At 64.0% G+C, this 25,854-nt stretch carries 24 protein-coding genes; 13 read left to right on the top strand and 11 right to left on the bottom strand.

Features of this window, described 5'->3' with window-relative positions:
- Positions 1 to 4 precede the first annotated feature (4 nt).
- Entirely contained in the window at positions 5 to 1,177 is a 1,173-nt protein-coding gene (locus DDQ68_RS11065) for a 1-deoxy-D-xylulose-5-phosphate reductoisomerase (RefSeq protein ID WP_109656355.1), read from the bottom strand.
- 263 nt (positions 1,178 to 1,440) lie between these two features.
- Between DDQ68_RS11065 and DDQ68_RS11060 the strand changes: the two genes are divergently transcribed.
- From DDQ68_RS11060 to DDQ68_RS11045, 4 genes are all read left to right on the top strand, one after another.
- A complete protein-coding gene (locus DDQ68_RS11060; RefSeq protein WP_109656354.1) occupies positions 1,441 to 2,610 on the top strand; it encodes an SDR family oxidoreductase in 1,170 nt (389 codons plus the stop codon).
- Between the two features lie 215 nt (positions 2,611 to 2,825).
- Positions 2,826 to 3,332: an ankyrin repeat domain-containing protein gene (locus DDQ68_RS11055; RefSeq protein ID WP_109656353.1), complete on the top strand. Its 507-nt coding sequence runs from the start codon at positions 2,826 to 2,828 to the stop codon at positions 3,330 to 3,332.
- 553 nt (positions 3,333 to 3,885) lie between these two features.
- The gene (locus tag DDQ68_RS23460; RefSeq protein WP_109656352.1) at positions 3,886 to 4,077 is read left to right on the top strand and encodes a hypothetical protein; all 192 of its coding nucleotides are present in this window, start codon (positions 3,886 to 3,888) and stop codon (positions 4,075 to 4,077) included.
- A 95-nt stretch (positions 4,078 to 4,172) separates the two neighbouring features.
- A complete protein-coding gene (locus DDQ68_RS11045) occupies positions 4,173 to 5,330 on the top strand; it encodes a DUF418 domain-containing protein (RefSeq protein WP_162550030.1) in 1,158 nt (385 codons plus the stop codon).
- Positions 5,331 to 5,360: 30 nt separating this feature from the next.
- On the opposite strand, the gene scpA is transcribed toward DDQ68_RS11045, so the two are convergent.
- Both scpA and DDQ68_RS11035 read right to left on the bottom strand, forming a co-directional pair.
- Positions 5,361 to 7,550 carry a methylmalonyl-CoA mutase gene (gene scpA / locus DDQ68_RS11040; protein WP_109656350.1) on the bottom strand — a complete coding sequence of 730 codons (2,190 nt, stop codon included), beginning with the start codon at positions 7,548 to 7,550 and terminating at the stop codon, positions 5,361 to 5,363.
- A gap of 131 nt (positions 7,551 to 7,681) precedes the next feature.
- On the bottom strand, positions 7,682 to 9,466 hold the full coding sequence (locus DDQ68_RS11035; RefSeq protein WP_109656349.1) for a methylmalonyl-CoA mutase family protein: 1,785 nt from the start codon (positions 9,464 to 9,466) through the stop codon (positions 7,682 to 7,684).
- Positions 9,467 to 9,676: 210 nt separating this feature from the next.
- Between DDQ68_RS11035 and DDQ68_RS11030 the strand changes: the two genes are divergently transcribed.
- The 4 genes from DDQ68_RS11030 to dnaA all read left to right on the top strand — a co-directional run bounded on the left by DDQ68_RS11030 (position 9,677) and on the right by dnaA (position 14,459).
- Positions 9,677 to 10,909 (top strand): porin family protein, encoded by a 1,233-nt coding sequence (locus DDQ68_RS11030; protein WP_162550029.1) that lies wholly within the window; start codon positions 9,677 to 9,679, stop codon positions 10,907 to 10,909.
- Positions 10,910 to 10,960: 51 nt separating this feature from the next.
- A complete protein-coding gene (locus DDQ68_RS11025; protein WP_109656347.1) occupies positions 10,961 to 11,731 on the top strand; it encodes a 5'-nucleotidase C-terminal domain-containing protein in 771 nt (256 codons plus the stop codon).
- Between the two features lie 109 nt (positions 11,732 to 11,840).
- Positions 11,841 to 12,776: a bifunctional metallophosphatase/5'-nucleotidase gene (locus tag DDQ68_RS11020; protein WP_109656346.1), complete on the top strand. Its 936-nt coding sequence runs from the start codon at positions 11,841 to 11,843 to the stop codon at positions 12,774 to 12,776.
- Between the two features lie 156 nt (positions 12,777 to 12,932).
- Positions 12,933 to 14,459: a chromosomal replication initiator protein DnaA gene (gene dnaA / locus DDQ68_RS11015; protein WP_109656345.1), complete on the top strand. Its 1,527-nt coding sequence runs from the start codon at positions 12,933 to 12,935 to the stop codon at positions 14,457 to 14,459.
- Between the two features lie 17 nt (positions 14,460 to 14,476).
- Here the strand turns inward: dnaA and DDQ68_RS11010 are convergent, their stop codons facing one another.
- Together DDQ68_RS11010 and DDQ68_RS11005 are read right to left on the bottom strand one after the other, a co-directional pair.
- Positions 14,477 to 14,968, bottom strand: a complete 492-nt coding sequence (locus DDQ68_RS11010; RefSeq protein WP_109656344.1) for a hypothetical protein — start codon at positions 14,966 to 14,968, stop codon at positions 14,477 to 14,479.
- A 94-nt stretch (positions 14,969 to 15,062) separates the two neighbouring features.
- Positions 15,063 to 15,494: an OsmC family peroxiredoxin gene (locus tag DDQ68_RS11005; RefSeq protein WP_109656343.1), complete on the bottom strand. Its 432-nt coding sequence runs from the start codon at positions 15,492 to 15,494 to the stop codon at positions 15,063 to 15,065.
- A 130-nt stretch (positions 15,495 to 15,624) separates the two neighbouring features.
- Between DDQ68_RS11005 and DDQ68_RS11000 the strand changes: the two genes are divergently transcribed.
- The gene (locus tag DDQ68_RS11000; RefSeq protein WP_109656342.1) at positions 15,625 to 17,121 is read left to right on the top strand and encodes a GH3 family acyl-acid amido synthetase; all 1,497 of its coding nucleotides are present in this window, start codon (positions 15,625 to 15,627) and stop codon (positions 17,119 to 17,121) included.
- Between the two features lie 314 nt (positions 17,122 to 17,435).
- Complete coding sequence (locus tag DDQ68_RS10995; RefSeq protein ID WP_109656341.1) at positions 17,436 to 18,158, top strand: slipin family protein; 723 nt, start codon at positions 17,436 to 17,438, stop codon at positions 18,156 to 18,158.
- A 68-nt stretch (positions 18,159 to 18,226) separates the two neighbouring features.
- Here the strand turns inward: DDQ68_RS10995 and DDQ68_RS10990 are convergent, their stop codons facing one another.
- The 5 genes from DDQ68_RS10990 to DDQ68_RS10970 all read right to left on the bottom strand — a co-directional run bounded on the left by DDQ68_RS10990 (position 18,227) and on the right by DDQ68_RS10970 (position 22,089).
- Entirely contained in the window at positions 18,227 to 18,892 is a 666-nt protein-coding gene (locus DDQ68_RS10990; protein WP_109656340.1) for a response regulator transcription factor, read from the bottom strand.
- A 40-nt stretch (positions 18,893 to 18,932) separates the two neighbouring features.
- Positions 18,933 to 19,745 (bottom strand): sensor histidine kinase, encoded by an 813-nt coding sequence (locus tag DDQ68_RS10985; protein WP_109656339.1) that lies wholly within the window; start codon positions 19,743 to 19,745, stop codon positions 18,933 to 18,935.
- A complete protein-coding gene (locus DDQ68_RS10980) occupies positions 19,724 to 20,188 on the bottom strand; it encodes a hypothetical protein (RefSeq protein ID WP_109656338.1) in 465 nt (154 codons plus the stop codon). The genes DDQ68_RS10985 and DDQ68_RS10980 overlap by 22 nt, the downstream gene beginning before the upstream one ends.
- A 266-nt stretch (positions 20,189 to 20,454) precedes the next feature.
- Entirely contained in the window at positions 20,455 to 21,135 is a 681-nt protein-coding gene (locus DDQ68_RS10975) for a hypothetical protein (protein ID WP_109656337.1), read from the bottom strand.
- Positions 21,136 to 21,240: 105 nt separating this feature from the next.
- Positions 21,241 to 22,089 (bottom strand): hypothetical protein, encoded by an 849-nt coding sequence (locus tag DDQ68_RS10970; RefSeq protein ID WP_162550028.1) that lies wholly within the window; start codon positions 22,087 to 22,089, stop codon positions 21,241 to 21,243.
- Positions 22,090 to 22,295: 206 nt separating this feature from the next.
- Between DDQ68_RS10970 and DDQ68_RS10965 the strand changes: the two genes are divergently transcribed.
- The 3 genes from DDQ68_RS10965 to DDQ68_RS10955 all read left to right on the top strand — a co-directional run bounded on the left by DDQ68_RS10965 (position 22,296) and on the right by DDQ68_RS10955 (position 23,713).
- Positions 22,296 to 22,754 carry a 3-oxoacyl-ACP synthase gene (locus tag DDQ68_RS10965; protein WP_109658404.1) on the top strand — a complete coding sequence of 153 codons (459 nt, stop codon included), beginning with the start codon at positions 22,296 to 22,298 and terminating at the stop codon, positions 22,752 to 22,754.
- Between the two features lie 273 nt (positions 22,755 to 23,027).
- Positions 23,028 to 23,378, top strand: coding sequence for a DoxX family protein (locus DDQ68_RS10960; RefSeq protein ID WP_109656335.1), 351 nt, complete (start codon positions 23,028 to 23,030; stop codon positions 23,376 to 23,378).
- Positions 23,379 to 23,422: 44 nt separating this feature from the next.
- Positions 23,423 to 23,713: a DoxX family protein gene (locus DDQ68_RS10955; protein ID WP_211320265.1), complete on the top strand. Its 291-nt coding sequence runs from the start codon at positions 23,423 to 23,425 to the stop codon at positions 23,711 to 23,713.
- A 35-nt stretch (positions 23,714 to 23,748) separates the two neighbouring features.
- On the opposite strand, the gene DDQ68_RS10950 is transcribed toward DDQ68_RS10955, so the two are convergent.
- A complete protein-coding gene (locus tag DDQ68_RS10950; protein WP_245897411.1) occupies positions 23,749 to 25,776 on the bottom strand; it encodes an OmpA family protein in 2,028 nt (675 codons plus the stop codon).
- Positions 25,777 to 25,854: the final 78 nt, after the last annotated feature.

The raw sequence follows: 25,854 nt of genomic DNA, 5'->3' as shown, positions 1-25,854 counted from the left end.
ATTCTCAATTTTTAATTAAGCTCATAGCCACCCGCCGCGTTTCCGCATCGGTGTGCATTAAATCGTCGAGCGACGGGGCCGCAAGGTACGGCACCCGCGCCAGGCACCCGGCCACAAGGTCGGACATCTGGCGGAATCCGACTGCCTCTCGCAAAAATGCGGCCACGGCTATCTCATTGGCTGCGTTGAGGATACAGGGCGCATTGCCGCCCCGGCGCATGGCCCCGAAGGCCAGCTCCAGGTTGGGGAACGCCGCCCGGTCGGGGGCCTCAAACGTGAGCGACGGGTAGTCGAGAAACGAGAACCGCGGGAACGTGTTGGCCAGCCGCTGCGGGTAGCCGAGGGCGTACTGGATGGGCAGCTTCATGTCGGGCAGGCCCAGCTGGGCCTTCAGCGAGCCGTCGGCGAACTGTACCAGCGAGTGCACAATGCTCTGGGGGTGCACCACCACGTCAATCTGCTCATCGTCAAGCCCGAACAGCCACTTGGCCTCAATCACTTCCAGGCCCTTGTTCATGAGCGAGGCCGAGTCGATGGTGATTTTAGCGCCCATGTCCCAGTTGGGATGCTTGAGGGCCTGGGCCTTGGTCACGGCCTCCATCTCGCGGGCCGAGCGGCCACGGAAGGGGCCCCCGGAGGCGGTGAGGATGATTTTCTCAATCGGGTTCAGCGCCTCGCCCACCAGGCATTGGAAAATGGCCGAGTGCTCAGAATCGACGGGCAGCAGGCGCACGCCGTGCTGCTGCACCAAGCTGGTAATGAGCTCGCCGGCTACCACCAGGGTTTCCTTGTTGGCCAGCGCAATGTCTTTGCCGGCCCGGATGGCGGCCACCGTGGGCAGCAGCCCGGCGTAGCCCACCAGTGCCGTGAGCACAATGTCGATTTCGGGGCGCGTGACGACCTCGGCCAGGGCCCCGGGGCCCGCCAGTACCTCGGTTTCGGGCTGCCCGGCCAGGGCGGCCTGCACGGGGGCCCGGAGGCTCTCGTCGCCGATGACCACCACGGCGGGCCGGAACTCCAGCGCTTGCCGCACCAGCAACTCCCACTGCCGCTGGGCACTCAGCACGGCTACCCGGAAGCGGCCCGGCTGCTGGCGCACTACCTCCAGCGCCTGCGTGCCGATGGAGCCGGTGCTGCCCAGCAAAGCCAGGGTTTTTATAGTAAAATCAGGGGTCATTTGGGGACGGGAATGAGCTTGGGCAAAGGTAGGGACGGGGCGGGCTGCCGGCTTTTCGCCAGTGGCCCGCCCATCGTTGCCTTGCTTACGTTATTCTTGGGCCCCTGGCGATTACCGGGCCGCCGGCGAGAAGCCGGCAGCCCGGGCCGCGGCCCGGTGGGGCCCCGGTAAGCCCGGCATATCCAACCGGGGCGCGGCCGCGTAAGCAGGGAAGTTGCCCGCGTGACTAAAGCATCCGGTTTCCTTTCATTTCCTCGCTTCCCATGGCCCACCAACCCAAACCGCTCGACCAGCAAATCATTGTCATCACCGGCGCTACCAGCGGCATCGGCCTGGCCACGGCCCGCGCCGCCGCCCGGGCCGGGGCCCGCCTCGTGTTGGCCGCCCGCTCCGAAAAAGACCTGCGCGCCGTGGCCGGGCAGCTTGAGCAAGCCGGGGCCCACGTGGCCACCGTGGCCGCCGACGTGGCCAAGCCCGTCGATGTGGCCCGCATCGCCGAGGCCGCCCGCAGCCACTTCGGCGGCTTCGATACGTGGGTGAACAACGCCGGCGTGGGCATTTTCGGCCGCATCGAAGACGGCAATTCCGAAGATCACCACCGCCTGTTCGAAACCAACTTCTGGGGTATCGTCAACGGCTCGCTGGAGGCCCTCAAGCACTTTAAGGCGCACGGCGGGGCCCTCATCAACCTGGGCAGCGTGGTGTCGGACGTGGCCATTCCCATGCAGGGCATGTACTCGGCCAGCAAGCACGCCGTGAAGGGCTTCACCGACGCGTTACGCATCGAGCTGGAGCACGAGCAGGCCCCGGTCACGGTCACGCTCATCAAGCCGGCCAGCATCGACACGCCCTTTAACAAGAACGTGCGCAACTATACTGACAGCGAATTGCAGCTGCCGCCGCCCGTGTACGCGCCCGAGGAAGTGGCCAACGCCATTTTGCACGCCGCGGTGCACCCCATGCGCGACATTTACGTGGGCGGTGGTGGCAAAGTGATGAGCGTCACCAACAAGCTGGCGCCCGGCGTGATGGATTGGATCAGCGCCAAGGCCATTGTGGGCCAGGAGAAAAGCGACAAGCCCGCCGGTAACCCCGCCGGGGGCCTGCGGCAGCCCGGCCTGGGCGGCCACGCTCACAGCGACTACCCCGGCCACGTAATGAAGAGCTACTACACCCGCACCACGCTGAACCCGTTGCTGGCCGGGGCGCTGGCCGCCGCGGGCCTCGCCGTGGCCAGCGCTCTGGTTACGGGCAATTTCTCGTGGGGCAAGCTGAAGGACGCGGGCATTCGGGTAAGAGAATCCGGGGCCCTCAAGCCCGCGCCCATACCGGCCCCGGCGCCCGCAAAAGAGCCCCAACCCACCGTCGCCAACGGCTCGGTGGCCCCGAAAGATCCCAAGGAGCCAGCCATTCCGGAGGAGCCCCAGGCTTAAAAAACAGTTTCGCATTCGGTGTGCGGGATACATAAAGCACTGCCGCCGGGGAAGGGCCCTTAAACTGCTATAAGCACCTACGCCACAACGCATAGCATAAGAAAGCCTCCCAGCCCGGGAAGACTTTCTTATGGCCCCGGGCCCACCCCACCCGGCGCAAAACGGTCTTGCCGCGTATCGGCCAGCAAATTATTCTTGTTCTAACCCGCTTTCTCATGGAATCTCCCGCTGCTCACCCCCAAGACCTGCTGTTTGATGCCGCCCGCAAAGGCGATGTAGCCCAAATTGAACAGTTGCTGCAAAACTCTGCCGTTGGCATCAATGCTCAAAACGATAAGGGTTTCTCGGCCCTCGTTCTAGCCACCTACGACAACCAGCTCGCCGCAGTCCGCGTGCTGCTCGACCACCACGCCGACCCCAATGTGCGGGACGCCAGCGGCAACTCGGCCCTGATGGGCGTCAGCTTCAAGGGCTACTCCGAAATTGCCCGCCTGCTCATCGCCCGCGGCGCCGACCTGAACCTGACCAACGGCAACGGCAGCACGGCCCTCATGTTTGCCACCATGTTTGGCCGCAACGAGCTGGTTAAACTCCTGCTCGAAGCCGGGGCCGACGCCACCGTGCAGGACGCCCGCGGCCTCACCGCCCTGCACCTCGCCGGCCAGCAAGGCAACCAGGAAGCCTGTGTGCTGCTCGGCGGCGAGCCCGAAGCGGCCGAATAAGTCCCGCTGGGCCCCCCAGAAAAAAAGGTTCGCCGCTCCAACCACTGGTTAGGGGCGGCGGACCTTTTTTGCTGGCCCCCGCGCGCCCGATAAGCAATGAGGTGGGCCCCCGTGGCCGCCAGCCGCTGGGTAATGGCCAGGCCGGTACCCGCCGTGGAACCCTCAAGAGGGCCATTTTACCTGGTGAGTGGAAGATCCAGGAGCCAGGAAAAAGAGTAAGGAAAATCAATTGGCACCGCGTAACGGCCACACCGGGGCCTTGGCACCGGCGGCCGCCCGTCCCACCCCCATAATTGGGCCCCCAGCCCAAGACCGGGAAGTTAAAACTGCACTCGATAATTGGAAAAATTATAATAAAAATAATATTAAAGCAAGCTTATTTCTTACGTTGTTTTTTAACAAAACTAAAATCAGTTAGACCGTAAATAATTGCCTTTATTTGTCAGATCTATTGCAAACGAAGTATTTGGCCTACAAACATTTTGGGTATTTATTGCAATAATTTGTATCTTATTGATGATGACGATTAATTAAGGTTGTAAATTACTTATTTATGAACACGGTATTAAACAATTTTACTTTTCGGGTGCTGGCGTTTGCTTGCTTGTCTTTTGGTTGTGGCTTTGCCATGGCCAAAGCGGTTCACAAACCCGCCCAGCCCGCGGGTGCTGCTGCGCACTCCAGCCGCTACTTCTATTCTGCCCAGCCGCTGGCCGCCGGGCCCGGCACTCCCACCGCCGCCTAGCACTCGTCCGGCGGGGTTGCCTTGCCTCCAGCCAAAGCGCCGCCAACGGTTAGTTTTGCCAGGGCCCCACCGGTGGGGCCCAACTGAACCCCGGCGTGCAAGCAAACCCAACGTTTTCCTCTGAGCCGGTTGCTCCGTCGCCCGCTGGCCCCGCCGCCCCGGTGCGGCTCGAAGCGGTGGACGCGCTGCGCGGCTTCGCTTTACTGGGCATCTGGCTGGTGCACTTCCTAATAACTTTTGTGGGCCAGCGTGGCGACGGCACGGGCCCCGCGGGCCCGCCAAGCGCCGGCGAAACAGCCGTTCGGCTGGCAATTGACACGTTCGTGGCGGGGAAGTTTTTCAGCATCTTCTCGCTGCTTTTTGGGCTGGGTTTTGCTTTGCAGCTGCGCAGCGCCGGAGCCAAAGGCCAGCCCTACACCGCGCGCTTCGTGTGGCGGCTAGCGCTGCTGGGGGCCCTGGGGTGGCTGCACCGGCTGCTGTTCGAGTTTGAAATTTTGCACATCTACGCCGTGGTGGGCTTGCTGCTGGTGCTGGTGTACCGGTGGCGCAACGCGTGGCTGTTGTTTGCAAGCGGGTTGCTTTTCGTCGGCGGACTGGGGTTTGCCTTTTGGCTGGCGCCGGTCACGGCGCTGTTCACCGGGGCTTTTGGGGAGGCGGTGGGTAGTTTTCTGGTAGACGAATTTTCTGGATTTCGGGTATTCACCGTTGCCGCCATGTTCGTGCTCGGCCTGTACTTGGGCCGCCGCGATGCATTTGCCGATACCGCTGCCAACCGGGTATTTTTTAACCGGGTTTTGGTTGTAGCAGCGGTTGGGTTTGCCGGCGCCAAGCTCTTTTACAGCCAATTCGCCTCGGTAGTGGGCGCGGGAATTGGTCCGGCGATTCGTTTCTACGACACCTTTTTCACCCTGAAAAGTCTCGCCGTCTCGGCCCTATACCTGGCCGGCATGATGCAACTGTACCGGCAGCCCCTGTTTCGGCGTGCCCTGGCCTGGCTGGGCCCCCTAGGCAAAATGGGCCTGAGCACCTACGTGCTGCAATCCTTATGTCTGCTGCTCTTCGCCTGGTGCGGCCGGCGCTACGTGGGGGCAGCCGGCCTACCGCTGCAAGTGGTGCTCGGGGCCGCCGCGCTCCTATTCGCCGCCCAAGCCGCCGCGGCGCACGCCTGGCTGCACCGCTTCCGCTATGGGCCCCTGGAGTGGCTGTGGCGCAGCGCTACCTACCGGCAGTGGCAGCCGATGCGCCGCAAATAGCCTGTTTTTGAAAGATTTGAAAAGGCTAAATCAGCCAAGCGTCGGAGGTTCGGGGGCAACCAGCTTGCCCAAAATCTCCTGCGCGGCTTTGGCAATCACCGTGCCGGGGCCGTACACGCCTGCCACGCCGGCATCGAACAGGAACTGATAATCCTGGGCGGGAATGACGCCGCCGGCGATAACCAGGATGTCGGGCCGGCCTTGGTCTTTTAGCTCTTGGATGAGCAGGGGCAGCAGGGTTTTATGGCCGGCGGCGAGGCTGCTCACGCCCACCACGTGTACGTCGTTGTCCACGGCCTGGCCAGCCACTTCGCCGGGGGTTTGGAAGAGGGGCGCCATGTCTACGTCGAAGCCCACGTCGGCGAAGCTGGTGGCGATGATTTTCGCGCCCCGGTCGTGGCCGTCCTGGCCCATTTTGGCCACCAGCATCCGCGGGCGGCGGCCTTCGGCGGTGGCGAAGGCATCGGCGGCGGCGCGGGCCCGGGCAAATTCCTCGTTATGGCTCATTTCCTGTGAATACACGCCCGCCACGGTGCGCGTGGTGGCCTGGTGGCGGCCGTACATAGCCTCCAGTGCGTCCGAGATTTCGCCCAGCGTGGCGCGGGCGCGGGCAGCGGTTACGGCCAGGGCCAGCAGGTTATGCGGCATGGCTTCGGGGCCCCGGGCCTCGGCGGCCACGTCGGCCAGGCGCAGGCCGGCGGCTTCGGTGAGGGCGGCCAGGGCCACTTTCACGGCCACGTCGTCGCGGGTGGCCTTCACGTGGGTGAGGCGGGCCATCTGGCTTTCGCGCACGGCATCGTTGTCGATGTCTAGCACTTCAACCTCGGTTTTCTCGTCGGTCTGGTATTTGTTCACGCCCACAATCACCTCCTTGCCGGCGTCGATGCGGGCCTGCTTGCGGGCGGCAGCCTCTTCGATGCGCAGTTTGGGCAGGCCGGTTTCGATGGCCTTGGCCATGCCGCCGAGCTCCTCCACTTCCTGGATGAGGGCCCAGGCTTTATCAGCCAGTTCGTGGGTCAGGGTTTCGACGTAGTATGAGCCGCCCCAGGGGTCCACCACTTTCGTCACGTCGGTTTCGTGCTGCAAGTACAGTTGGGTATTGCGGGCAATGCGGGCCGAGAAGTCGGTGGGCAGGGCAATGGCCTCGTCCAGGGCGTTGGTGTGCAGGCTTTGAGTGCCGCCGAGCACGGCCGCCAGCGCCTCGATGGCGGTGCGGGCCACGTTGTTGTAGGGGTCCTGCTCAGTGAGGGAGTAGCCCGAGGTTTGGCAGTGCGTGCGCAGGGCCAGGCTTTTAGGGTTCTGGGGGTTGAACTGCTGCATGAGCTTGGCCCAAAGCAGGCGGCCGGCGCGCAGCTTGGCAATTTCCATGAAGTGGTTCATGCCAATGGCCCAGAAAAACGACAGGCGCGGCGCAAAGTCATCAATGGGCAGGCCCACGGCCAGGCCGGCGCGCACATACTCCAGGCCGTCGGCCAGGGTGTAGGCCAGCTCCAAATCGGCGGTGGCGCCGGCTTCCTGCATATGGTAGCCGCTGATGCTAATGGAGTTGAACTTGGGCATGCGCGCCGCCGTATAGCTAAAAATATCGGCGATGATGCGCATGCTGGGGCCCGGCGGGTAGATGTAGGTGTTGCGCACCATGAACTCCTTCAGAATGTCGTTCTGAATGGTGCCGGTCAGCTTTTCGGGCGGCACGCCCTGCTCCTCAGCCGCCACGATGAAGAAGGCCAGCACCGGCAGCACGGCCCCGTTCATGGTCATGCTCACCGACATCTGGTCCAGTGGAATCTGGTCGAACAGAATCTTCATGTCCTCCACCGAGTCGATGGCCACGCCGGCCTTGCCCACGTCGCCCTGCACGCGCGGGTGGTCCGAGTCGTAGCCGCGGTGGGTGGCCAGGTCGAAGGCCACGCTCAGCCCTTTCTGGCCGCCGGCCAGGTTGCGGCGGTAGAAGGCGTTGCTGGCCTCGGCCGTCGAGAAGCCCGCGTATTGCCGCACCGTCCACGGGTTTTGGGTGTACATGCTGGCGTAGGGCCCCCGCAGGTAGGGCGCCTGCCCGGCCCCGAAGCCCAGGTGGTCGAGGTGGGCCACATCGGCGGCGGAGTAGCTGTGCTTCAGCGCAATGCCTTCGGGCGTGGGCTGGGCTGGCGCCTGGCCCCCCCCGGGGGCGGGCTGGGGTGGCGCGGCGTCGTAGGCAATGGCGGCGAAGTCGGGTTTCATAGGGGAGAATTAAAAATTAAAAATCATGAATTAAAAATCAGCGAATCAGCTGGTCCGGCCTTGATTTTTGCCGAAGAGCCAAGGTGGAAATTCATAATTCATAACTCTTCATTTTTAATTTTAATTGAAGCCTACCGCCCTTGCAGGCGGGCCAGCACTTCTTCGGTGGTGTAGCCCTGCACCCGCATTTCCTGGAAGCCGAACACGCGCAGGGCCTCCTGTAGCGTGGCCAAGTCGGACGAGAGCAGCACGGGCGCCATGAACATCTGGCGCTCGACCGGAATGCGGTAGAGGAAGCGGGCGAAGCGCTGGAACTGCTCGGGCGTGGCGTACATCAGCGTGGCCTCCTCGGGCGAGGAGAATAGGAACGAGAGGGTGCCATCGGGGTGGCTGGCGGCCAGCTCGGGACGCTCCAGGGCCGGTAGCGACTGCCAAAACGAGTTTTCGATGTGGCGGTTGACGCCCGCGCCCAGCAGCACCAGCGCCGCCTGCCGGGTCTTGCGCTCGCGCCGCTCGAAGTGCAGGGCCGTGGCCAGGCGCAAGACCTCCGACGGGTACGTGGCGCGCGTGGTATCGAAGGCGGCCGAGCGCAGCAACTTCTTGGGGTTGAAGGCAAAGCGTTCAGCGCGGTTCTCGAAGCGGTTGGTGCCCACCACCACTTGCTTGCCGGCGGCGATGCGTTGGAATGTGGCCGTGGCCGTGGCGTGCACGGCCTCCAGCACCAGCGGGCGGGCTTCCGGCAGCCCGCCCGCGGCTTCGGTTTGCTGGAACAGGGCCCAGGCCGCGCGGGCCAGCTCGTCGGTCAGGGTTTCGACGAAGTACGAGCCGGCGGCGGGGTCTTGCACGGCGCCGAAGTGGGCTTCCTCGCGCAGCACCAGCGAGAGGTTGCGCGCCAGGCGGCCCGAGAACTCGTTGGGCACGGCGTACAAGCTGTCGAACGTACCCACCGATAAGGAGTCGGCCCCGCCCAGCACGGCGCTCATGGCCTCGGTGGTGGCGCGCAGCAGGTTGGTGTGCGGGTCGAGGGTGGTTTGCGTCCAGGTGGCGGTGGCGGCGTGCACGCGCAGGGTGGCGGCGGCGGCGGGCGGCAGGCCGTAGGCGTGCAGCAATGTAGGCCAGAGGCGGCGCAGGGCCCGCAGCTTGGCCAGCTCGGGGAAATAGCTGGGACCCACGGCTACGTGCCAGTGCAAGGCCCCGGTCACGGCGGCCAGGGGCGTGGCCGCGTCGGGTAGGGTGGCCAGCAGGGCGGCGGCGGTGCTCAGGCCATAGGCCAACTGCTGCCCGCCGGTGGCCCCGGCGTTGCCGAAGTACGCCGCGTTCACGGCCAGCGCCCGGAAGTCGGGCCACGTTTGGGCCAGGGCCACGCAGTAGCGTAGGGCCCCGGCGTATTGCGGTGGCGTGCCGCCCTCGGGCCCCAGCAGCGGCGCAAAGCACAGGAAGCCGCGCAGCGCCACGCCCGGCGCGGCGGCGGCCAGGCGGGCTAGCAACTCGTCGGGGCCCTCGGCCACGGTGTAGCCCACGAACGTGGCCCCCAGCGGCAGCCGCTGGGCCAGGTAGTCGGCATCAAAGGCCGAAGCCGTGGCCAACTCGAAGTGCACGCCCTCGGCCCCGTGGGCCAGCGACGTTACGGCGCGCTCAATCTCGAAGTGGCCGTCGGTACCGGCCGGCACGGGCAGGGCGGGCACGTTCTGCCAGGGCCGGGCCGGGAAAGGCAGGGGCGCGGGCGGGCCCCCCAGCGCGTCGAGGGCCTCGCGGTGGTAAAACGGCTCCAGCACCGGGCCGCCGGGCAGGGGCCAGCGCAGCACGGCCGGATCCTGGCCCTTGAGGTCACGGGCCAGGCGGGCCTGCCAGGCGGCGGTGGTCAGGGCCGGAAATTCAGTGAAAGCAACCGGTGGCGCCGGCAGGGGTTCGGACATAAGGCGGGGGTGGGAAACCGCAGCCGGTCCGGGCCGCGGGGGGCCGCAAGATACCGCCCCGGCCCCCAAACAGTTGTTGGGGCTTCGCGTGCCCGCTTACCTTTACCCGCTGCTATGTTCCGGTTTTATGTCCAAGTATTATGTTCAAGCGTAAAGTTTATGCGAAAAAATAATTGCCTCATAATTTCTGTTTTTGCCTGGGTTGGGCTGGTGGCCTCTGGCCAGGAAGCCCGGGCCCAAGCCGATTTCCGCAGCGGCTACGTGGTGCGCACCGCCGGCGACACCCTGCGCGGCTTGGTGGACCGGCGCGAAGCCCGCCTGAACGCCACGCGGTGCCGCTTCCGGCCCGATGCCGCCGGCGCCATCGCCACGTACACCCCTGCCGATGTGCTGGCCTATGGCTACGCAGCTCCCAAAGAGGACTACCGGGCATTGGCCGTGCCGGGGCCCCCGCCCGCCCCGGCCCCGACCCCTGCCACCGCGCCCAGCTTCCTGCTGGTGCTGGCCGACGGCCCGGCCCAGCTGTACTACCTGCGCGCCGAAGATGGGCAAGACCGGTATTACGTGGCTTCGCCAGCCCTGCCGCTCAGCGAGTTGGTGCATCGCACGATGTTGGTAGAGCGCGACGGCAAAACGTACTACGACGAGCAGCGTACCTACCGCGCTACCCTGGCGCAGGCTTTGCCCAACTGCCCGGCGGCCCAGTCGATGCTGCCCACGCTGGCCTTTGGCGAACGGCCCCTGGTCCGGGCCGTGGCGCGCTACAATGCTTGCGCGGCGCCAGCTGCCGGCCACGTGGCGCCTGCAGCGCCGCCGGGTGTGGATGCGGGCCGGCCCACCGTTGGCTTGCTGGTGGGCGTGCAGCAGGGCCGCCTCACCATCAACACCGGAGACGCGCTAAGCACGGATTCTGAGGCGGCTACCGGCCCCGTGGTGGGCCTGGCGCTGGCCGTTCCATTTTCGCGCCACAGCCGCAAGCTGTCGTTGCAGGTCAATGTGTTCTACGAAACCCAGCAGTACGCGCTGACGGGAAAAAGCCCGGTGTATAGCTCGGTCGGGACCACCACTACCGCCTATAAATTTGACTTGGCTGGCCTGCGGGCCCCCGTTTTGCTCCGCTATACCTTGCCCAACGGGCACGTGCATCCGTTTGCAGAAGCAGGGGGCGCGGTGGCGTATGCCTTCAAAACCAATAATTCGGCGCAGGATATTAATTCCAGCGGTGGCACCGGTTCGCCGCGGCCCGTGTTCGGCACCGACGGCTTTCGGCGGCTGGAGCTGGGCCTGACGGGTGGCGTGGGGCTGGCCGCCCCCGTTTGGCAAGGCCGCAACCTGAACCTGCTGGTGCGCTATGAGCGCAGCGACGGCTACAGCGGTGTTGGGGGCATTGCTACGCCCGTCACGCGCATCTACGGCTTGCTGACCCTCGATTTGTTCAAATAAAACGGTGTGGGTCAGCGCCGACGTTATTTCTCAAAAAATGCTTGCCAGTTTATGATCTTCGCCGCCCACTACCGCCAGCTCGTTGCCAGCAGCCTGTTACTGGCCCTGGTGGCCGCCGGCTGCCAGCGGGGCCCCTACCGGCCCACCGCCCACTTCGCGCCCGCCACGAGCCAGCCGGTGGGCAAAACCCAGGCCGAAGACCCCGCCGTGGCCGCCCTCATCCGGCCCTACCACGACAAGGTGACGGCCGAAATGCAGGGCGTGCTGGGCACCGCCCCGGTGGCCCTTACCAAGAAATCGGGCGAGTCACCGCTGGCCAATTTTGTGGCCGACTTGCAGCGCCAGCGCGCCGCCGAGGTACTGCACGAGCCCGTGCCGCTGGGCGTAATGAGCAACGGCGGCCTGCGCGCCAGCCTGCCCGCGGGGCCCGTCACACTGGGCAACGTGTTCGAGCTGATGCCCTTTGAGAACGAGCTGGTGGTGCTTGATGCGCCGGCCGCCACCGTGCAGCAGCTGTTCGACTACGCCGCCCACGTGAAAATGGCCATTTCCGGGGCCACCTACACGGCCATGCCCGACGGCCGCGCCCAGGATATTCGCATCGGCGGCCAGCCCTTCGATGCCGCCCTGGCCAAATCCTACGCCATCGCCATTTCCGACTACCTGGCCGGGGGCGGCGACAACATGGTGTTTTTCAAGAACATCGCCCCGCGCCACACCGGCGTGCTGCTGCGCACCGCCATCGCCGACCACATCCGGGCCCTCACCAAGGCCGGCCAGCCTGTCACGGCCCAGGTCGAAGGCCGGGTGAAAGTCAATTAGGCAGTGATACAGTGATACAGTGATACAGTTAGCAGTTGCGAAAGCTGTTCGCTGTTGAGCCGGACTAACGATTTTTCATTGATAACTGCTCACTGTTAACTGATTCGATATGCAACGCCGCGACTTTCTCCGTAATTCTTTGCTGGGCACTGCCGGCCTCACCGCGCTGGGGACCCTGGCCAACACGGCCGAAGCGGCCATTCAGCGGGCCCCGGTGAAGCTTACCATCTTGCACACCAACGACATGCACTCACGCATTGAGCCATTTCCCGAGGGCGGCGGGCAGTGGGCGGGCCTGGGCGGCATGGCCCGGCGCGCGGCCCTGGTTGCCGATGTGCGGGCCCAGGAGCCCAACGTGCTGCTGCTCGACTCAGGCGATATTTTCCAGGGCACGCCGTACTTCAATTTCTTCGGCGGCGAGCTGGAATACAAGCTGATGACCCGCATGGGCTACGACGCCAGCACCTTGGGTAACCACGATTTCGACAACGGCCTCGATGGCCTCGGGCGCCAGCTGCCCAACGCCGGCTTCCCGTTTCTTATCGCCAACTACGATTTTGTCCAGACGCCGCTGGCCGGTAAATTCCAGGATTACAAGGTATTCGTGAAGCAGGGCGTGCGCGTGGGCGTGTTCGGGCTGGGCATTGAACTGGCCGGGCTGGTGGGCGACAAAAACTTCGGCCAAACCCGCTACCTCGACCCCGTGGCCAAGGCCAAGGAAATGGTGGCCCAGCTGCGGGGCCCCGAAAAGTGCGACATGGTGATTTGCCTCTCGCACCTGGGCTACAAGTACGACAACGAAAAAATTGACGACCGCAAGCTGGCCGCCCAGGTGGCCGGCCTCGACCTAATTTTGGGCGGCCACACCCACACCTTCATGGATGCGCCCGAGTCCATCCAGGGCCCCGATGGCCACGCCGCGCTCATCAACCAGGTGGGCTGGTCGGGCATCAACCTGGGGCGGCTCGACTACGAATTTTCGCCAGGGGCCAAGCGTGGCGGGCTAGCCAGTGCCGCTGTGGTGCCCGTGCGTGGGGCCTGCTAAAAGCCCGACATAAGCAAGGAAGAACCGACTTTTTTTCCTGCTAAGTTTTCCACAATTTTGTCCCCCCCTAACCCAAACGCCTCCACGTTCGGAACGGGTTTGGTTGTTCTTCTACCCCTCGTTTGATGCTGCCCGGCTCGCTGGCGGACTTATCCCATGCTCAAAGATTTTCGCACCGTTTGGGCAGGCTGTCTGCGCACGATTGCGGCCGAAATCGGCGAGCAAAGCTTTAAGACGTGGTTTCGGCCCGTTGTGCCGATTGAGCTGAAGGACAACGTACTCACCATCCAGGTGCCGAGCAACTACTTCTACGACTGGCTCGAAGAGCACTACGTGGACGAGCTGCGCCGGGCCCTGTTCCAGGAGCTGGGGCCCGCCGGCCGGCTGGAGTACAGCGTGGTGGTGGACCAGGGCACGCCTCTCGACCAGCCCAAAACGCTGCACCTGCCCCCGGCCCGCAAGCAGGCGGCCCCCGAGCGCGACGCCCCGCCGCCCGACGCGCGGCCCCGCCCCGTGCCTGGCAACGGGCCCGCCAGCGGCCCCCGCTACTACCAGGCCGCCGGCAGCAACCGCCCCGTGATGGCCTCCGCAGCCACCGCCGAAGCCGCCCCGCGCAACCCTTTCCAGCAGGCGCGCGCCGTGGACGGCAACCTGGTGCCCTCGCAGCTCAACGGCTCCTACACGTTCGACAACTATATTGAGGGCGACTGCAACCGCCTGGCCCGCTCGGCCGGCATTGCCGTGGCCAACAAGCCGGGCACCACCAGCTTCAACCCGCTGATGGTGTACGGTGGCGTGGGGCTGGGCAAAACTCACCTGGTGCAGGCCATTGGTAACCACATCAAGGCCACCACGCCCGAGCGGTTCGTGCTGTATGTGTCGGCTGAGAAATTCACGAACCAGTTCATCGAGAGCGTGAAGTCGCACAAGGTGCAGGACTTCGCCAACTTCTACCTGCAAGTAGACGTGCTGATTCTGGACGATGTGCAGTTTCTGGCCGATAAGGACAAGACGCAGGAGATGTTCTTCCACATCTTCAACCACTTGCAGCAGTCGGCCAAGCAAATTGTGCTGACCTCGGACCGGCCGCCCAAGGACTTGCAGGGCCTGGAAGACCGGCTGCTCTCGCGCTTCAAGTGGGGCCTGACGGCCGATGTGCAAACGCCCGACTTTGAAACGCGTGTGGCCATCATCCGCAACAAGATGGAGCAGGACGGAATTGACATTCCGGCCCCGCACGTAGTCGATTACCTGGCCAACTCGGTGCACACCAACGTGCGCGAGCTGGAGGGCGTCATCGCCTCGCTGGTGGCCCAGAGCAGCCTTTCGCGCCGCGACATCGACCTGGAAATGGTAAAGCAGGCCCTGCGCCATATCATCGAGGAGGTGGAGGCGGAAGTAAACCTCGACTTCATCCAGAAAACGGTGGCCGCGTACTTCAACGTATCGGTGGACCTGCTGAAGGATAAAACCCGCAAGAAGGAAGTGGTGACGGCCCGGCAGGTGGCCATGTACTTCGCCAAGCACTACACCAGCCACACGCTGAAAACCATTGGGTTCCACTTCGGCGGGCGCGACCACACCACCGTCATGCACTCGGTGCAAACCGTGTCGGATCTGGTAGATCTGGACAAGAAATTCCGCAGCCAGGTCGACGACCTGCGCAAGAAATTCGCCAAGTAGGGGCCCCGGCTGGCAGGCTACCCGCGTAGCGGATTGGGCTCAATCAGGTTGATATCGTAGCGGGCAGCGAAGCGGCGCACTTGCTCGCGGAACACCAGCTTGCGGCGCTTGCCCTTCACCTCTTTCAAGTCGAGGGCATACAATTCGTTGTCTTTCATGCGCACGCGCATTACCGACGCCAGCAGCTCCAGGCTGACAATGTTTTCAACGGCGAACACTTGCTTGGGGCGAAACAGGCCGTTTTTGTGCACCATGTAGCCAGGCGTGAACTCCAAATAGCTCTGGGTGCCAAAAATCGGGGCGTTGTTCACCAGCACGTAGCCGATGTACACGAGGCTGAACGCCAGGAATACCCAGTGCAGGAAGTGGTAGTCGTGGGCCGTGGGGTCGCCCCAGGCCATGCCCAAAACGTAGACCACCCAGAACAAGCCAATGGCCAGCTGGCCCCAAAACGGGACGCGGGAAGTGTTGGCGGGGCGGAGGCGGATGCGGGTAGAACCTGTGGGCATGGGACAAAAATAGTTTCCCGCTGCCGGTTTTGCGTCGGAGCCGCCAAATGGGCCCCCGGCGCAAAACCGGCAGCGGGAAGTAATAGGAGTTAACCTAGGCCAGCTTGGCTTCGAGCGTCATCTTGGGCACGGCGCCCAGCGCCTTCGACACCGGGCAGTTGGCCTTGGCGTCTTCGGCGTGCTTTTGGAAGTCGTCGGGCGTGATGTTGCCGCCCGTCACCTTGCCCACGGTGTTCACGTGGATGTGCTCGATGATTGGGTGGCCATCGTTGGGGTTCATCGTCACGGTGCTGGTCGTGGTAATGTTCTCGATGGTGTGGCCGTGCTTGGTGAGCACGCTGGTGAGGTACATGGTGTAGCAGCCGGCGTGAGCGGCGCCAATCAGCTCCTCGGGGTTGGTGCCGGGCTTGCCCTCAAAGCGGCTGCTGGCCGAGTACGGCGCGTTGAGCTGGCCGCTGTCGGTGGTGAGGGTGCCGCTGCCTTTAATGTCGCCGTTCCAAACGGCCTTGCCTGCATGATCTGCCATGATGTAAAGAAAGAATAAGTGGAGGTGTAGATAGGAAACGGGGCCCCCGGGCGAAGGTTGCTGCCCGGCGGGCGGCGGGGGCCCCGGGCGTACTTTCGCCGGGCGTCTAAAAGGGCGTTTTGCTCGGGTTATGGGATTAAAATCAACGCTGAGCCGGCCCCTGGCCGCCTACATCGTGCACCGTGACCGCCAGTGGCAGCGCGAGCCGGTGGCCGCGCAATTGCGGCTACTGCGGCTGCTGGGCGCCACTGGGGCTCCCACCGCTTTTGGCCAGGCCCACGGCCTGGGGGCCCTGCGCACGCCCGCCGACCTGGTCCGCCTGGTGCCCATGCGCGACTACGAGGGCCTGAAGCCGTACTTCGACCGCACCCAGGCCGGCGAGGCCGACGTGCTCTGGCCCGGCCACCCGCTGTACCTGGCCAAAACCAGCGGCACTACCAGCGGCACCAAGTACATCCCCATCACCCGGGCCAGCATCGGCAACCACATCAACGGGGCCCGTGACGCGCTGCTGCACTACGTGCACGCCACCGGCCGCAGCCAGTTTCTGGACGGTAAGCTGATGTTCCTCAGCGGCTCGCCGGCCCTGGAGCAACACCACGGCATTGCCACCGGCCGCCTCTCGGGCATCGCCAACCACCACGTGCCGGCCTACCTGCGCCGCAACCAACTGCCGAGCTACGAGGCGAACATCATCGAGGACTGGGAGGCCAAGCTCGACCGCATCGTGGAGGAAACGCTGCCCGAAGACCTGACGCTGATTTCGGGCATCCCGCCCTGGGTGCAGATGTACTTCGACAAGCTCATCCAGCTCACCGGCCGGCCCATTAAAGACGTTTTCCCGAACCTCAATCTGTTCGTATACGGCGGCGTCAACTTCGCGCCCTACCGCGCCAAGCTTTTCGAAAGCATCGGCCGGCCCATCGACAGCATCGAGCTGTTTCCGGCCTCCGAGGGCTTCCTGGCCTTCCAGGACCAGCCCGGCAACCCCGGCCTGCTGCTGCTGCTGAACAGCGGCATTTTCTTTGAATTCGTGCCCGCCGAACGGTTTTTTGAGGAGAACCCGCCCCGCCTCACCATCGCCGACGTGGAGTTGGACCGCCAGTACGCCGTCGTCCTCACCTCCAACGCCGGCCTGTGGGGCTACTCGCTCGGCGATACGGTGCGCTTCGTGAGTCTGGCCCCGCACCGGGTGGTAGTCACAGGCCGCCTCAAGCATTTCCTCTCGGCCTTCGGCGAGCACGTCATCGGCGAGGAGGTGGAAGGGGCCCTGCGCGAAGCCATGCGGCAGTATCCGGCGGTGGAAGTAGTGGAGTTCACCGTGGCCCCGCTCATCAGCGCCGACCCCTCGCAGCCCTCGCGCCACGAGTGGCTGGTAGAATTTGCCCGGGCCCCGGCTGATGCCGCCGCCTTCGCCGGGGCCCTGGACGGGGCCCTACGCCAGCGCAACACCTACTACGATGACTTAAGAAAAGGTAATATTCTCGTGCCGTTGCAACTCACGCCGCTGCCGCCCGGCGCGTTCCAGCGCCACATGAAGCGCCTGGGCAAGCTCGGTGGCCAGAATAAAGTGCCCCGCCTGAGTAACGATAGGGCCCTGGCCGAGGGGTTGCTGAGCGCCCAGTAGAAAGTAGTAACTTGGGGCCTAACCGCCACCTGCATCACTTGCCGGCCCGTTAGATTCAGGGCATTGCGGAGCGGGCCGGTAGGGGGTTCGATTCCCCTCGTCAGACCTGGAAGGACTTTGCACTATCCTGCAAACAGCCTGAAAAGCTGACCTTGAGTGGAGGAAAAGGGCGAAGCTTCGGCTTACCCAGCTGGCCGTTTGTGGCCGTGCAGATACCGCCGCGGGGCCTGCCCCAAAGCTTACGCACGGCCCCCGGCCGGCCTGGGGTCCTTTTTCTCCTACTTTTGACTATTCTCAACCCCCGTCGCTTTGTTATGGGATTATTTACCAAAACCTATCAGGTACGGCCCAATAGCCAAGGTTTCTTGTACCGCAACAACGTGCTGGAAAAACAGTGGGAGCCGGGGCGTTACGAAGTGTCTGATTGGCGCAACCAGACCGAGTTACTGGTGCTGCCCACTACTTCCCGGCAAGTAGTGATTACCAACCAAGAGGTGCTCACCAGCGATAATATTGCGCTCCGGTTCTCATGCGTGGTACTTTACCGCATTGCCGATGGCTTGCGGTTCGTGAACAGCTTCGATTTCAGCCAGGGCGTAGGCCCGGCCCTGAACGAAGCCGAGCAGCGCGTGGCCGTCGCCGTGCAGCTTTCGGCCCGCGTCCAGATTGGCGTTTCCACCAGCGAGGACCTGAATGAGCGACGGGCCGAGCTTGCCAGTTTGCAGACCGAGGCCCTGGCCCAGCGCGCGCTAGAATTTGGCGTAGTGCTCGAAATGGTGCAGCTGCGCGACCTGACTTTCCCCAAAAATATTCAAGAACTATTCGCCCGGCACTTGGAAGCCAAAATCCGGGCAAAGGCCGACCTAGAAAACGCTCGCACGACTGTGGCTACGGCCCGGGCCCTGAAAAACGCTTCGGAGCTGATGAAGGGCGACGAAAACATCCGGTTTTACCAGTTCCTGGAAACCATCACCAAAATTGCCAGCAAGGGCAAGCACACGTCTCTGGTCGGCGAGTTCCCGCAACTACCGAAGTAGCCGTAGGGTCCCACGCGCATTGCCTTTGGGCTTGCCAACCCACTCGTTCAAATTGCGCAGCACCTAACTCACGCGTCCAGTAGGCCGTGGCGGACGGCGTACACTACCAGGCCGGTCGAGTTGGGGGCGTGGGTTTTTTCGAGCAGGTTTTGGCGGTGGCCCTCCACGGTGCGGCGGCTGATGAAGAGGTGGTCGGCAATTTCGGCCGCTGTGCGGCCCTCGCAGATGAGACGCAGGATTTCCTCCTCGCGCGGGGTGAGCTGCACCAGGGCCGAGAGCGGCGGCGCGGGGGCCGGGGCCGCCGGGGCCCCGCGCAGCAACGCCCGCGCCATGCGCGGCGTGACGTGGTGGCCGGTCGTGAGCACGTCTTCCAGGGCCTGGCGGAGCTGGTCCTGGTCGGCGTCTTTGGGCAGGTAGCTGCGGGCCCCCAGCTTCAGCATTTGGGTGATGAACTTGTCGGCGGAAAACATCGAGAGGACGATGATTTTCAGGCCGGGGAATTCGGCGAGTAGGGTTTTGGCTACTTCGGGGCCGTCCATGCCGGGCATTTGCAGGTCGAGGAGCAGCACGTCGGGCAGGCGCTGGCGGCAGAGGGCCAGCAGCTCGGCAAACTCGCCGGCTTCGTCCACGGCCTCCACGTAGGGTAGGGCCTGCAAAATGTAGCGCATTCCCTGCCGAAACAGCGGGTGGTCGTCGAGTAGCGCAATGCGAACCGGGAAATCGATGGAAGCCATGGGAAGGGGGAAAGGACAGAAACGGTAAAAACCCCTGGGCTTACACCACAAAGGCCGAGGGTAGCTCGACGCGGGTGTGGGTGCCCTGGCCGGGGCCCGAGGCCCGGTGCAGGCGGGCGCGCAGCAGTTGCACCCGCACGTCGATGCTGCGCAGGCCCACGCCCGCGCCGGCCAGCGCGGGGGGCCCCGGCGCGGGTTGCGCAAAGCCGCAGCCGTCGTCGTCCACGGCCAGCGTGAGCAGTGTGCCGCGCTGCCGCAGCTGCACGCCGAGACGCGTGGCCCCGACGGCGTGCTTGAAAGCGTTGTGCATCAGCTCTTGGCAAATGCGGTACAGGGCCAGCTCCTGGGCCAGGGCCAGGGGGCGGGGGTACTCCACCTCCAGCTCGACGGCCAGCGTGCCGGCTTCGTTCGACACGTCGACCAAGTGCTGAAGGGCTTCGGCCAAGCCAAAACGGGCCAGCACCACCGGGTAGAGGCTGTGCGATACGGTGCGTACGTCCTGCACGGCGGTGCCCATTATTTCTTTCACCAAGCCGAGTAAATCGGCGCGGTCGTCGAGGGGCTGGGGGCCTTCGAGGCGGTGCACCAGCAGTTTGGCCGTGGCAATGGTCGAGCCGATGCCGTCGTGGAGGTCGCGGCCGATGCGTTCCCGCTCCAGTTCCTGGGCCTCCACGATGGCGGCCAGTAGCGCCTGCTGGTGCGTGGCCTCGGCCGCGCGCAGGCGCAGTTGCTGTTGCAGCAGCCGCTTCTGGTACACCACTAAAAACAGCACCAGGGCCCCCGCCGCCAGCAGCATGAACGCAATGCCGCCGAACAGCAGCGGGGCGAAGGTTACTTCCGGGGGCGAATCCATAGAGCGGTGCAGTAGCAGGCATACAACACCACGTTGAGTAGTGAGTGGACGGTCCAGGCATATAAGCTCAGCTGCTTAGAGTAGTGCGTGAGCAGGTAGTTGCTGAACAGGTGAATTTGAATGCTGCCCAGAAAGTTAATGACGATTCCGACCGAAATCCAGAACATTGGCTCCCGATCCAGGCGTGTTACGCGCAGCTCGTGGAGCAGCTTGCGGAAATACAGCCCCACCAGGCTCAGCACCAGCACGCTTTCCACGAGCAACAGGGCGGGCTTGAACCGGGCCACCTCGGGGGCCAGCAAGCCGTCGAGCGCGCAGTAGGCTACGAATGCGCCGGCCAGCCACGGCCGCCACCGCGAAAAGGCCGGCCATCGCAACGCCCGGTCGTAGACTAACGCCAAAAACCACACTTCAACCGCCGCAAAAATTGGGAATAGGAACAAGTTGGGTCGATGTAAATACCCTAGCCAAGTAGATACAACTTCTGTTGCCACGTCAAACCCTAAAAACACTGCCAAATACCGCAGTTCCGGCGGTAGCCGCCGGAAGCGTATCACGCCGCTGAGGAACGCGACCGCTAGCGCGACCTCCATAAAGCGGGCTATAAGTATAAATATAAATAATCCGTCGCTGGTCATGCTGCTTACGGGTAGGGCAAGTAGAGAATGGTAAGCTGCCCTTAGCGCTGCCTACGCCCTCGGGCATGCCCCTAGCACTTCGGTGGGCAGGGACTCGACATATCGAAAAATGGGTCGCTGGAGCCGCTGCCGTCCAGCTTCTTAGGGTCGTGGATGCGTAGCACTAGCCCGAAGGTTTGCGTCAGGGGGCCCTCGGTGGGGTAGTATTCGTGCAGGCCGAAGCTAACCCGCAGCGTTTGGTCGCCGAAAGGCTGGGCGGCAAACAGGGGCTCCAGGAAATCGCCCAGCTCGAAGGTGTAGCCCCGCAGGGGCCCGTAGCCGGTGGCAAACAGAGCGGGCGTGATGGCCGGCGCCGCGGTCCAGTTGTGCAGCCAAGTCTTCACCAGGCTGTGCGGTACCTGGGTGGCGGGCAGCTGGTGCAGGGCGGAGCCTTCGTCCTCCGCATCGGCCAAGTAGTAGGCCGAGAGGCGTTTGCCCTCGGCATCGGTGGCAAATAGTGCCAGCGCGAAGCGGGTCGGGCGGTCGTCGTGGGCAATAGCTAAAAACCGGGTCCTAACGTAGACGATACCCACCGTCGACACCAGCCATACCAAGTGCTGGACGGGCAGACTGGCGTAGGTGCGGCGGCCGTGGCCGGGCGCGGCGAAGCACCGCTCGAGCGCTGGCCCCCCGGCGCCACTGGCAATTTTCTGCCACTCAGCGGCGTACTGCTCGAATTGTTGGGGGGTAAGGAGGTCGGGATTAGAGGGCATTTATTGGGGATAAATAAGGTGAACTTTATACAAGGTATAAGCAACTAGCAGCCAATGCGTAATAAAGCGCTACTGCAAATTTATTTATGCCTGAGCGGGAGCGGATTAGGCCAGGCCGGAAACATGGTGGGCCAGCACCACGCGCCGGCCGGGCGCGTGGGCAGCCGATTGGGCGTGCACAGCCAGGGGCCCCCACACGTCGCGGAACACCAGCTCGGCCAGCTGGCAGGGCCCCGGTAGGCCGGCCCCCAGCGGCGCGGGCCCGATGGCCACCTGGTGTGCACCGGCGTCCGCAACGGCCAGGGAGTGGTACTCTTGGCAAAGCAGCGAAAACGCGTGGCCGCGCACCACCACGACGGCCCCGGGGTGCAGAATCAGCCGCCGCACGTTCACCACCACGTAGGAGGGCAGGCCATCGGGGGCCCAGGCGTCGCCGTCGGGCGGGCTCACGTCCCACTGCTCGCCGGGGCCCAATACCTTGGTGTCGATGGAAATGGCGTGCACGTGCACAGGCCCCCGGGGCCCCGCCGTCAGCAGGCCGTCGGCAAACACCAACGCCCCGCCCTTGCCCGGCCCCCCGGCCTCCGGCCCCGGCTGGTAGAAGCCGGGCACGCGGTGCGGCTGCAAGGCCGCGGCGGGCAGCAGCCGCACCGCTTCGGCGGCTGCGGTAAAAAACCGACGTTCCTCCAGCCCCTGCTCCAGGGCGTCGAAGTAGTGGCCCAGCTGGCGGGCCCGGCGTAGAAACTCGGCGCGCTGGGCGCTTTTCAGGGCGGGGAGGTTGGCGAGTTCGCGCGACGACATGGGGGAGGGGTGAAAAGGAATGACACTGGCGCGCCGGGCGCAATCGGCCACGGTGGGAACCGCGGCGTCGAAGTTCTTCTGCCGCTGTTGCCAGCGCGGCAGGCGGTGCGCGGGGGCCTCAGCTTCAAGCATCAGCGTGGGCATAGGGCTCATGTAGGGAAAAAGAAAGCGGGTGATTTCGTGGCGCGCGGCGGGGCAAAAAGCCAGGGCCCCGCGTTGGTTCGGTTCGGCACTGCAAAGAACCAAGGTGCAGCCAGCTGTTTATCGCGTAGAATTACCCGATTTTAGTCCCCGCCGCGGCTGCGCGGCGGTTGCCAGGGCCCGGCCGGGCCCGCTTTTACCTCTTCCGCTTCGCCCCAATGGCCGATTTTTTACCCAAACCCGCCCTTCACGCCGCCTGCCAGGCCTTCATCGAGCAGCGCATGGCCGCTGCTGCCCTGGCCATGCAGGCCGCCCAGGAATCGGCTAACTCCGACACCAAAAGCAGCGCGGGCGACAAGTACGAAACCGGCCGCGAAATGGCCACCCAGGAGCGCGACCGCAACGCCGGTCAGCTGCACCAGGCCCGGCAGCTGGCTGCTGAGTTGGCCCGCATCAGCCCCGACGCGCCCTGCGACGCGGTGCGCCCGGGGGCCCTGGTGCACACCTCGTTGGGCTGGTTCTACCTGGCCATCAGCGCCGGCCGGCTAGTGGTGGGCGGGCAGGAGTGCTTTGCCGTGTCGGGGGCCGCGCCGGTGGCCCTGGCCCTGAAGGGCAAGCGCGCCGGCGAGGCGGCCGTGTTCAACGGCAAAACGGTGCAGGTGCTGGCCGTTTCGTAGCGCTGTTGGCGCAGTTTTCAAGTCAGTGCACAGCCAGCACGGAAGGTGCGTAGAACGGAGTGCTACTCCGTTTGGCGTGCGCACAAAAATGGAGTGGCACTCCATTCTACACGCCTTTGCTAACGCCCCGACCTAAACATTCGAGCGGCTTAGGGGCTTTGCTACCAAACCCATGCACTGCGCCGGGCCCGGAAAACGGGGCGGCATAGCCGGCAGCAACCCGAGCCAACGCGGCAAGGCAACCGGCCGATGGGGCACTAAACGGAAACTAGCATGACTACTGCCGCCATCATCGTCCAGCTCGTTGTTGCCCTGTCGGTCATCTACGTGTGGGTCTTCCGCTTCGATAACATCGTACTGGAATTCAAGCAGTACGGCCTGAGCGACCAAACCCGCACGCTGGTAGGGTCCACCAAAATTGCCCTGGCCACCCTGCTGATTGCCGGCATCTGGTACCCGGCCCTGGTGCTGGTGCCCGCCCTGCTCATGGCCGTGCTGATGCTGGCCGCGCAATACTTTCACTACAAGGTCAATAATCCGCTTTTCAAGCGTGCTCCTTCCTTAGTCTTGCTGGTGCTGAGCTTATTCATTGCCTACGCCGCCCTGCATACTCCTGCCGCCTGATGTACCTGCTCACCGTTTTAACGCTATTCTCGAGCTTGTCCTTTTTGGGCTACGGCGTTGCCTATTTCATCTCGCCCAACATGAAGGAGGAGTTCAAACGGTTTGGGCTGGAAAGGGTGGGGCTGATTGCCATAATTTTCGAGTTGCTCGGGGCCGTGGGGCTGCTGGTGGGCCTAAGAATCAACCCCATCCTGCTGATTGCCTCCGGCGGCTTGGCCGTGCTGATGTTCCTGGGCGTAGCCATCCGCATCAAAGTGAAGGACGGTCTGTTGGTTTCGCTGCCGGCCCTGTCCTTCATGCTACTGAATGCCTACATATTTGTTAAAGCGCTGTAAAGCAAGTAGTTGATTTCAGGGCTTCAACCCGGCTTTTATTTCCAGGCCCCGCTGGCCGGGGCGTTGCCGTCGGGCTGGAGGATGCGGAACTCCACGCGGCGGTTCACGCGGGCGTCGGCTTCGTTGGCCTCGTCTTTCAACGGTTGGGAGCTGCCGAAGCCGCCGCTTTCGAGGCGGGCGGGCGCAATCTTACCCCGGTGCTCGATGTAGCGGCGAATGGCCTCGGCGCGGGCCTGCGAGAGCAGCAGGTTAGCGTCGGGGTCGCCCTGGGCGTCGGTGTGGCCCGCAATGCTGAGGCGGTAGCTGGGGTGGTCAGCCAGGAAGGTCGTAAGCCGGTCGAGGGTGGAGTGCATGGCCGCCAGCACATTGGCCTTACCGGCCTCAAACTCGATATTTTTGAACACCAGCGGTAGCTTGTAGTTCAAGCTGTTCGTCAGCAGGCTCACCACGGTGTCGCCTTTAAGCTCAAATTTTTTCTCAACGCTGAAAAAATCCGGGCTCTGGATGAGCAGCACGTAGTGCGAGCCCTCCATCAACTCGAAGTCGAAGCTGCCGTCGGGCCGCAGGTACTTGCTGGCCACTTCCACGCCGTTATCGGTATCAATCACGCTCACAATGCCTTGCAGCGGCTTGTTGCTGATGGAGTCGCGCAGGGTGCCGGCCACGGTGGTGGTGGCCAGCGGCTGGGCCTCCATGGGCAGCGGAAAGGAGTAGAGGTCGAGGTTGCCCACATCGGTGGGCTCGGAGCGGGCGTAGTAGAGGTTGCGGCTTCCGCGGTCGATGGTGAAATAGTACTCGGGGCCCTTGCCGTTCACCAGGGGTCCAATGTTGCGCGGCTCCTGCCAGCGCCCCTGTACGCGGTAGGTTTTGTAGATGTCGAAGTCGCCGAAGTTCAGCAATTGCCCGCGCGAGCTGAAGTACAACACGTGGTAGAGGGGGTGGTAGAAGGGGCTGACCTCGCTTTCACGGGTGTTCACCACGGGCCCCAGGTTTTGGGCGGGGCCCCACTGGCCGTTCTTCTGGCGGGCGGTGAAGTAGATGTCGCTTGCCCCGAAACCACCTAGGCGGTCGGAGGCAAAGTACAGGGTGTCTTCGGTTTGCGACAGCGCGGGCTGCGAGTCCCAGGCTACCGAATTCACGGCGGGGCCCAGGCTGCGGGGCACGCTCCACTGGCCGTCTTTGCCCAGCTTGGCCGTGTATAGGTCGCAGTTGCCGTGGCAGGTGGGGCACTCACAGCGGGCAAAAAAGATGGTACGCCCGTCCTTGCTAAAGCACGCCGACCCTTCGTTATAAGGCGAGTTGATGGGTTTAGGCAGCGGCTCGGCGTCGGTCCAGCTCACGCCCTCGCGCCGCGAGATGTACAGGTCCTCGTCCACGGTGCCGGTCAGGCCCCGGCGCTTGCGCTTGCTGCTGAAGAGCAGCAGCGAATCGCGCCCGGCTAGGGTGGGGCCGTAGTCGGGGGCCTTGCTGTTCACGGCGTCGCCCATGCTCGTGTACACGCCCTTGGGCGGATGGAACGTATTGAGGTTCTTGCGGTACTCCACCAGATCGTAATACGTTTGCAGCGGCACGTACAAGGCGGTAGTTTTTTGCTCCAGCGAATCGTAGTACAATTGTACTTTGGTAACATCCGTCCGGCGATGTTTCAAGGCCAGGCGGTAGTACGCCTTGGCCTTCACCAACTGGCTGTCGCGCTCCAGCAGTTGGCCCATGCGCCAGAGCATTCCAGTGCCGCGCCCAAAGTTTTCGGGCCCGAACCGCGCGATGTAGTCTTCGAGCAGCAGCCGGGCCTGGTGGTAGCGGTGGCGCTTTTCGGCGTGGGCAATGGCGCGTAGGGCCTTTTTGTCTTCGTAGAAACGGTATTTATTGATGTATACAAAATCGGGCGTACCGTCGGGGCGCAGGCGCAGCCGGCGGCTGGTGGGGCTGCCCAGGCCGCGTACTTTGTAGGCCCCGGGCGTAATGACCGGGCGCGGCGCCTGGGCCCACGCGCCGGGCCCCAGGGCCAGGCTCCACGCAAAGACGAGCCACCGCAGCGCCCGCCGACAAAACATTACAGGCATGGCCCGGGTGCGAAGAGTTGATTAGCGGATGCAAGTTGTTCATAAAAATATAATTATCCGGGTAAGCGCCGCTTTGGC

This window comes from Hymenobacter nivis (assembly GCF_003149515.1).
Lineage (GTDB): Bacteria > Bacteroidota > Bacteroidia > Cytophagales > Hymenobacteraceae > Hymenobacter > Hymenobacter nivis.
The sequence above is the reverse complement of the archived record's forward strand: the minus strand, read 5'-3'. Positions and strand labels throughout refer to the sequence as shown.